The sequence below is a fragment of the Photorhabdus africana genome, from assembly GCF_035181445.1.
Taxonomy (GTDB): Bacteria; Pseudomonadota; Gammaproteobacteria; order Enterobacterales; family Enterobacteriaceae; genus Photorhabdus; species Photorhabdus laumondii.
The window spans coordinates 1-223 of record NZ_JAXBVE010000302.1 but is presented as its reverse complement, the minus strand read 5'-3'; the positions used below and the strand labels follow the sequence as shown (position 1 = coordinate 223).

The 223-nt window shown below is 42.2% G+C and carries 1 protein-coding gene; it reads left to right on the top strand.

Annotated features, from left to right (window positions below; genetic code table 11):
* Positions 1 to 55 precede the first annotated feature (55 nt).
* On the top strand, positions 56 to 223 hold a 168-nt coding region (locus SLS51_RS23855), incomplete at its 3' end, for a transposase family protein (protein WP_323840923.1).

The window sequence follows — 223 nt, the reverse complement described above, 5'->3', positions numbered from 1 at the left end:
ATTTGACCGACAGTAATAGTTATGATCTCATACTCTCTTTTTGAGAGCAAAAACCCTGTGCTTTGATATTTTTACTGAACATTTCTCAGACATTCAAGATCCCCGTCAAAGCGCCAAAGTCGCCTACCCTTTATTCGATATTTTATTTGCCTCATTGTGCGCTGTTCTGGGCGGCGCAGATGGTTGGAGTGAGATCCAAGAGTATATTGAAGGCCACCATGAA